Here is an 8,271-nt window from a genome sequence, read left to right as displayed (position 1 = left end):
AGCTCGTCAGGCTCATAACCTGAAGGCCGCAGGTTCAAATCCTGCCCCCGCAACCAAATCATAAAGCCCGCATGGAGAAATCCCGCGGGCTTTTGGTGTTCTAAGGCACAGGAAACCGAGCAAACGCCGGCGCGAAACTCAACCTCGCTCCTGTGACCCAATGACATCGCGCAGAATGGCATTCAGCGCCAACGGTCGCTCCAGCGGGACGTAATGGCCGCAAGCCGGGAGAATGTGCACACGGCCGCCGGCGGCAATAGGCAAGGCAGGTGGCTCGCGCCTCACTCCGGCGGCTGCAGGCGGTCCTTGGGGACAATCAGGTGGATGATCAGGCCTTCCGGACGCCACTGGCGGAGAATTTCGCCGCCGAACTGCCTTTCGATCGTCAGCTTGGCGAGCTTGGTACCGAAGCCTTCGGTCTCGGTTCGGGTTACCGGAGGGCCGCCCTGTTCGGTCCATTTCAGTTCCAGGGTATCGCCACGATCGATGCATTCGATGTCGAGCGAACCGCTGGCGGTCGACAGGGCGCCGTATTTGGCGGCGTTGGTGGCGAACTCGTGCACGACCAGGGAAAAGCCGGTGATCGCGGCGCGCGGGATGCCAAGATCGCAGCCTCGGGTCGTGACCCGGCGAAGGCCTTGGGGCGTATCGCCGTCATAGGGTGAGAGCAATGTCGAAAGCAGCGCCTGCAGATTGGCGCGGCCTTCGCCTGCACCGTTACGGTCGGGAGTCGGCAAGGTGAGCACGTGCGCGCGCGCAAGCGACCCCAACCGTGCGACGACGGCAGACGCCAGCTCTTCGGCGGATGCGGCGGCCTTGGCGCTCAGCGACACGACGCTGCTCGAAACCATGAACAGGTTCTTTACCCGGTGCGCCATCTCCTGGATCAGCAGATCCTTCTGCTGCTCGGCCTGCCGGCGCTCGCTGATGTCGCGAGCGATCTTGGAGGCACCGACGACCACGCCGGTATTGTCGCGGATCGGTGAAATCCGCAGCGAGATCGGGATCAGCCCGCCATCCTTGCGCTGTCTGACGGTTTCGAAGTGGTCAACGCGCTGACCGGCGCGAACATTTGCCAGGATCTCCAGTTCTTCGCCGAGACGATCCTCCGGGATCAGCAGCGTGACCGGGCTGCCGACCGCTTCTTCTACCGTATAGCCATAGAGGCGCTCAGCGCCGGCGTTCCAGCTGGTGATGACGCCGTTCAGGTCCATCGAGAGGATCGCATCTTCCGAGGATTCAACGATCGCCGCCAGTTGTTGGGCGGCGCGTTCCGTCGCGCGGCGGACCGTCAGTTCCTGTTCGGCCGCCTTGAGCAGATGGGCGTTGTCGATGGCAATCGCGGCATGCGCGGCGATCGAGGTCACCGTCGCTTCGGTCTCGGCGGTAAAGACGCCCGGCAGATCATGGCCGAAGAAAAGCCCGCCGTGGACATCACCGGACCGTGAGAGCACCGGAACAGCGAGGTAGCTTACCACCGGCAGGTGACCCTTCGGCATGCCGAAATGCGGCGCGGATTTTCCATAACGCGGGTCAGTGCGGATGTCGTCGGAGCGCACGATGCCGCGACCGCGAAAGGTCGGATCAAACACGGCGGTGTTGCGGGGCAACTGGAAGTTTTCGAAGGCCGCGCGCGGCGCGCCGGAGAGGGTGTAGAGCGTGTAGCGCTCGCCGTCCGGGTCGGTAAGATTGTAGAAGAAGGCGCCGAACTTTGCGCCCGTCAGCTCCGTGGCGGCATCGGTCACGGTCTGCACGATGTGATCGAGATCGAGATTGCCGGCGATTGCCTTGGCTATCCGGTCGACCGCCTGCAGCCGGCGCTCGGCTGCCTTGCGCTGGGAAATGTCGAGGATGCTGACATAGGTGCGCTCGCAGCGGAGGCCTTCGAACGTGACGGTGAAGACCACATGCAGCCGCCGGCCGCGCAACGTCTGAACGACGGCCTCGCTGCCGAAGCGCCTCTGACCCTGCCAGAGCGTCACCAGTTCTTCGAGGAAGATCGGCGCCGTTTCCGGCAGAAAGACGTTGGAGAGCGACCGGAGCAACTCGTCCTTTTCGGTGGCCTCGAACAGTTCCACGGTGAAAGGATTGACGTCGACGATACGCACCTGCGCGATCGCTTCGTTCAGCCGCTCGGGGTGTGCCTTCAGATGGGCGCGCAGATCCTCGACACCTTCCGAGCGAAGCCGATCCAGCAGATCGCAGACCCCGGAAAAGTCCTGCTCCCAGACTGCGACTCCGGCGTTCTCGAAAATCTCGCGAAACCGCGCCTCGCTCTCGCGATAGGGCTGTTCGGAGGCGTTTGCGCCACTATTGTCGACCAGCATATTGACCGCTCCCACGAACTCGAAGTGGAACCGCATCGGTGATGGCCACACGTTGCGAAAGGCCGCCGCTGCTTGGCGGGGCGTTCTGAAAAACTACCGCAAGCGCGCCGAAATGCAACGGTGTCCGAGGGGAAGAAGGCTCTATCAAGCGTCCTCCCTCAGTGCCGGAAACGCAAGACGGATTTGGACTCGGCGACGAGCAGGGTCGCGGCCTCGAGCAATTGCCGAGGGTTGAACGGCTTTGCCAGCAGAGCGGTGTCGGCAAAGCCGCGCGGCAGAGCCTCGCGACCGTAGCCGGATACGAAGACGAACGGGACCTTTTTGTCGGTCAAGGCTGCGGCGATCGCATCAACCGGCTGGCCGCGTAGATTGGCGTCGAGCAGCGCGGCATCCAACGCCATCTCGTTGATCAGGCGCAACGCATCGCCGGGTGTCGCTGCGGGCCCGGCGACCTCGGCATCCTCTTCCTCCAGGATCGCGGCGATTTCGAAGGCGATCAGCGCCTCATCCTCAACCACCAATATGCGCTTTCCCTTGAGCGTCGTCGATGCAACCTGGGCACCGGCCGCCGGCCCTTCTGGTAAAGGTTCCTCCGCGTCGTGCTCGGTGATCGGCGGAACATCGGCTTCAAGCGGGAGCCACACCTCCCACCGCATGCCATCGGCCTCGGTCTTCAGGTGGGCGCTTCCGCCTCCGCCCGTCGCGACCTTCTCGATCAGCCGCGTGCCGAAGCCTAGACCAATCGGGGTTTTGAGCGGTGGTCCACCCCGTTCGATCCAGTTGAGACAAAGGGCATTGCCGGTCACGCTCCAATCGATCGAGACCGATCCCTTGTTCGAGGAAAGCGCGCCGTGTTTTGCCGCGTTGGTCCCAAGTTCATGCAAGACCATTGCCATATGTGTTGCCGTCTGCGCGTCGAACCGAACGGGTGGACCGGAGGTCGTGACCCGGCGCTCGTCGGCAGCGCCCCACAAAAGCTGGTCGCGAATGATGTCGTCGAGGTCAGCCCCCTCCCAGGCGGTTCGGGTCAGAAGCGAGTGCATGCGCGACATCGACTGCAGGCGTCCGCTGAAGCTGGCGGCAAAGTCGGCCGGGGTCTTGGCCGAACGCAAGGTATGCTGGGCGATCGCCTGAACCGAAGCGAGCATGTTCTTGACGCGGTGGCTCAGTTCGCTGAGCAGGCGTTGCTGGGTCTCTTCCGCGCGCTTGCGGTCGGTGATGTCCCGTGCCGCGCCGAACCACTCGGCGATCTCGCCTTTGCCGTCGAGCATCGGTACGGCGCGCGAATGGGTCCAGCCGACGCCGCCGTCGCGGCGGATGACCCGGTGCTCCATTTCGAAAACGGCCTTGTTGTCGATGGCGTCATCGATGCGCGCGAGCATCAGCGTCTGGTCTTCGGGCGGGATGTAGGTTTCGAGCCAACTGCCGCTCGGCTCGTCCGTATCGGCAACGAAGTCCTTGCCCTGCAGAAACCGCATCTCGTGCCAGTCGGGGCCCATGCGGTAGATGATATCCGAACTCGCGGTGACGAGCGCGCGGAACCGCTCTTCGCTCGCGCGTAGGGTTTCCGCAGCTTCGGTGCGATACTGTGAGATCTTCAGGTGCGCCTCGATCCGGGCCAGCAGTTCGCGCGCGCTGAAGGGTTTGATCAGGTAGTCGTCAGCGCCGGCCTGCATGCCCTCGATCCGGCTCTCCTCGCCGGCGCGCGCCGACAGAATGATGATCGGCACGGTGTTCGTGCGCGCATCCGCGCGCAAGCGCCTGAGCAACTCGATCCCGTCGAAGCCTGGCACCATGATGTCGGTGAGGATTAGGTCCGGCTTCTGCAATCCGACGGCGGCGAGTGCGTCTTCGCCATTGCCGACCACCTTGAGATCGTATTGTGCGCTGAGAAGGCGGCGCAGATAGTCGCGCATGTCGGCGTTATCATCGACGATCAACAGGGACCGACGGCCGCCATCTCGCTGTTCAGTCACATGCGGAGCCGGATCAACCTCGGGCAGGCCCGTATCCGGGGACGGATGATCCGGCAGCCATCGCAGTGCCTCCTCCACGAAGGGTGCGGCGCCGGTCGACGTTGACGGGCGATCTTCGCCATTGCCGTTCCGGTGTTGCGCGGACGCGCGGCTGCCTTTGGCGATCGCCACGCGTATGGTCGTGCCTTCGTCGATGCGGCTTTCGGCGGTGACCGTTCCGCCGTGAAGCTGCACCAATTCCTGGACGAAGGCGAGCCCGATGCCTGAGCCCTCCTGGCTGCGACCCCTTGCGCCTTCAACGCGATGGAAGCGCTCGAAAAGCCTGGGCATCTCGTTGGCCGGAATGCCGATGCCGGTATCGCGGACGGTCAGGACGAAATCATCGTCCTCGGCCGCGAGTTTAACGGTGACCTCGCCCTCAAGCGTGAACTTGAAGGCGTTCGAGAGAAGGTTGAGAACGATCTTTTCCCACATCTGGCGATCGACATAGGCCGGCTCCGGCAACGCCGGTGTGTCGACGGTCAGACGCAACCCCGCCATTTCCATCGCCGATCGAAAAGCGCTGGCAAGCTCTGACGTTGCGGTCGCAAGGTTCGTCGGCTCGAAGCGTGCCTGTAGCCGTCCGGCTTCGATGCGTGAGAATTCAAGCAGCGTGTTGACCAGCTTGAGCAGGCGCAGCGAGTTGCGATGGGCAACGAGCAGGCGATCACGATCATCGGGCCGCTCCTGGCTGCGGGCCAGAAGGTCCTCGATATGGCCGAGCATCAACGTGATCGGCGTGCGGAACTCGTGGCTGACATTGGAGAAAAAGACGGTCTTTGCGCGGTCGATCTCCGCCAGTGCGTCGGAGCGCTTACGTTCGTCTTCATAGGACTGGGCGTTGCCGATGGCGCTGGCGATCTGCGCCCGCATGAGATGCAGGAAGTCGTGGTAATGCTCGTCGAGCGTCAGGCGGGGATTGATGCCGACCACGAGAAAACCGGCGGCATCGCGGGCATTGGCCGCGGGCAACGGGAGGACGATTGCCGTGTGGGGCAGGTCGAGGCCGGATGCGCTCGCGGAGCTCGGGAAACGGCTTGCGAGATCATCGACAAGGAAGGGCTTCAGGTCGGCACCGAATTGCCAGCCGGCGGAACTGTCCTGTTGCGCCAACTCGACCTTTGCCGGGCACAGCGCGTGATCCGGTTCAAGGCCTGCCAATCCGGAAAGCCGGGCTCGTCTCCGGCCGGGCTCCACGAGATAGAGAAGGGCGAAGGGCACGTCTCGTTCGTGCTTCCTGAATGTCTCCGTTGCGATCGCGCAGGCCTCGTCGGGCGTTCGCGCATCGCCGGAGCGGGAAGCAAGATCCCGAAGGACGACGATGCGGCGCTCGCCGATCACCTTCTCGGTAATTTCGGTCACGGTGGCGAGCACGCCGCCAATGCCATTTGCTGCGGTTTCGTCGGGCACCGGACTGTAGGCGATGGTGAAATGCGTCTCTTCCAGGAAACCGTGCCTGTTGATCTCGAGCTCGATGTCGTCGTTCCACGTCGCAGGCCCGCCGTTGAAAGGCGTGTCGATCAACGGTTTCAGCACATGCCAGATCTCGCTCCAGCATTCGCTGACCGGTTTGCCGAGCGCCCAGGGGTGTTTTGCGCCGAGCACCGGGCGATAGGCCTCGTTGTAGATTGAGACATAATGCGGTCCCCACCACAACAGGAGCGGAAACCGGTTGCGCAGAAGGAAGGGGATCATGATCTTCAGCGTCGGCGACCAATTTCCCATCGGCCCGAGCGAGGTCTGCGACCAGTCAAAGTCGTCGATCAGCGACTGCATCTCGTCGTGTGCCGCGGGCCACGCCATTTCCTTGGCTGCGACTGCGCTGTCGGACGTGTTCTCGGCGTCTGACATGGCGTTGATCCCCGATAGATGACGCTCAAGCAACGTAAACGCTCGGTTTCGGTAACGGTTCCCTAGCGACGAGCGGTACGATGTCGGACGTTTTTTTGGGGGAGGAGGGGGATGGAAATGGTGCAAAAGCATGACCGCCCTTGCCGAGAGCGGCCGTGCGCGATGCGGGTGGTGCGAAACTAGCCGTTCAGCATTGTGCCATCTTGCTGATCTGCAGGTTTCGTCGCCAGCCAGAAGAGCAACGTAACGAGGCTGAGCGCTGCGCCCATCAAGCAGACGCCCTGCCATCCGCCATGCGCGTAGGCGACGGTTGAGAGGGACGATCCGAGCCCGCTGCCGAGCGAATAGAACAGCATATAGGCGGCGGTCAGCCGGTTCTGGGCTTCCGGTCGCACGCGATAGATCAGAGCCTGGTTCGTCACGTGCACAGCCTGAAGGCCGAAGTCGAGTATCAGGACGCCGGCAACGAGCCACAGGAGCGAATGCTCCAGAAGCGAGATCGGCAGCCACGCGGCGAGCATCAGCGCGAGCGATATCCCCGTCGTCCTCTGTCCAAATCCGAGATCGGCCCAGTGTCCGGCGCGCGAGGCGGCGAGCGCTCCGGCAATCCCTGCCAGTCCAAAGAGGCCGACCTCAGTATGCGACAGCGAAAAGGGCGGCACGCTCAGCGGCAGGACAAGCGGGGTGAGCAGCGTCGTCACGTTGGCGAAGATCAACATCGCGATGATGCCGCGGACGCGCAGAACCGGCTCCTGGGCAATCAGCGTGAAGGTGGAGGAGACAAGGCGGAGATAGCTAAGCTTGCTCGTTTCCCGTTGTTGATGCGACAGCAGCTTGTAAAGCAGTAGCGCGATCAAGAGGGTAAGCGCGGCAGATACGAAGTAGACCGCCCGCCAGCCGGCCAGATCGGTCAGCAATCCCGCGACGGCGCGAGCCGACAGAATGCCGATGACGATGCCGCTGGTGACAAATCCGACCACCCGGCCCCGTTCGGAAGGGTGGGAGAGACTGGCCGCATAGGCGACCAGCGCCTGCGTGAGCACGGCGAGCATGCCAACTGCGGCAATGGAAACCATCAGCATTTCGACAGTTGCCGAAAAAGCGACGAAGCCGAGGGCGACGACCGACAGCAGCGACTGAAAGACGATGATCTTGCGGCGATCGAAAAGGTCTCCGAGAGGAACAAGCAGGATCAGCCCGAGCGCGTAGCCAAGTTGGGTTGCGCCGACGATCAGGCCGGCGCGGGTTTCCGACAGATCGAGATCGGCAGCCATGACGTCGAGCAAAGGGTGAGCGAAATAGGCGTTGGCGACGGCGAGGCCGGCGGCGAAGGCAAAGAGTGTCATCATCGGACGCGTCAGCGGCGATGACGGGCAGGCCTTGCCGACCGGGCAGGGGACATCGTTTGCAGCGCCGGCCGGCGCCGCAGCAATTTTACCATCCATTGGACGTGTTCCTTGTTTTGGTTTAATAATGAAACCAAGAAATGGATATCATTTTGGTTTCATAATGCAACCAAAATTCCAAATGGAGATCATGCATGGTGGCCCGCAGACGGCTGAAGGAAGACTATTGCCCGAGCGCGCGATCGCTGGATGCGATCGGCGACTGGTGGTCGCTGCTGATCGTGCGCGATGCTTTCGATGACGTGCGCCGCTTCAGCGACTTTCAAAAAAGCCTCGGCATTGCCAAGAACATCCTGACCGACCGCCTGAAAACGCTCGTCGAGCGCGGCATTCTCGAAACGGTTCCGGCCGGCGAGGCGAAGGCCCGGGTCGAGTACCAGTTGACGGCGATGGGCCGCGACCTCTTTCCGGTCATGGTCGCCTTGCGGCAGTTCGGGGAAAAGCATCTGTTTCAGCCGGGCGAGGAGCATTCCCAATTGGTCGAGAAGGAAACGGGCCTGCCGGTCAAGCTTGATATCCGCACACAGGATGGCAAGCCGATCGACGCGGCAGGAACGGTGCTGATCAAGGTTCCCGAAGCGTGACGTCGCTTCAGACCGGTTCGCGCGCCCGATGCAATGAACCGTTCTAACTTTAGACGAATGTTCAGCTTTCTCTGCTAGTCTGCACCGA

4 protein-coding genes are annotated in these 8,271 nt (G+C 62.7%); 1 reads left to right on the top strand and 3 read right to left on the bottom strand.

All coding sequences use genetic code 11. The features are described from left to right. Nucleotides 1-281: 281 nt before the first annotated feature. The 3 genes from M2267_RS29425 to M2267_RS29415 all read right to left on the bottom strand — a co-directional run bounded on the left by M2267_RS29425 (nucleotide 282) and on the right by M2267_RS29415 (nucleotide 7,542). Complete coding sequence (locus M2267_RS29425; protein ID WP_429119415.1) at nucleotides 282-2,327, bottom strand: PAS domain S-box protein; 2,046 nt, start codon at nucleotides 2,325-2,327, stop codon at nucleotides 282-284. 158 nt (nucleotides 2,328-2,485) lie between these two features. Further along, nucleotides 2,486-6,193: a response regulator gene (locus tag M2267_RS29420; protein ID WP_429119414.1), complete on the bottom strand. Its 3,708-nt coding sequence runs from the start codon at nucleotides 6,191-6,193 to the stop codon at nucleotides 2,486-2,488. Nucleotides 6,194-6,372: 179 nt separating this feature from the next. Next, complete coding sequence (locus M2267_RS29415; RefSeq protein WP_429119421.1) at nucleotides 6,373-7,542, bottom strand: MFS transporter; 1,170 nt, start codon at nucleotides 7,540-7,542, stop codon at nucleotides 6,373-6,375. Between the two features lie 191 nt (nucleotides 7,543-7,733). Here M2267_RS29415 and M2267_RS29410 point away from each other — a divergent pair, with 191 nt between their 5' ends. Beyond that, a complete protein-coding gene (locus M2267_RS29410) occupies nucleotides 7,734-8,183 on the top strand; it encodes a winged helix-turn-helix transcriptional regulator (RefSeq protein WP_402326451.1) in 450 nt (149 codons plus the stop codon). Nucleotides 8,184-8,271 lie beyond the last annotated feature (88 nt).

The sequence above is a fragment of the Ensifer sp. KUDG1 genome (genome assembly GCF_050434285.1).
Taxonomy (GTDB): Bacteria; Pseudomonadota; Alphaproteobacteria; order Rhizobiales; family Rhizobiaceae; genus Ensifer.
The sequence above is the reverse complement of the archived record's forward strand: the minus strand, read 5'-3'. Positions and strand labels throughout refer to the sequence as shown.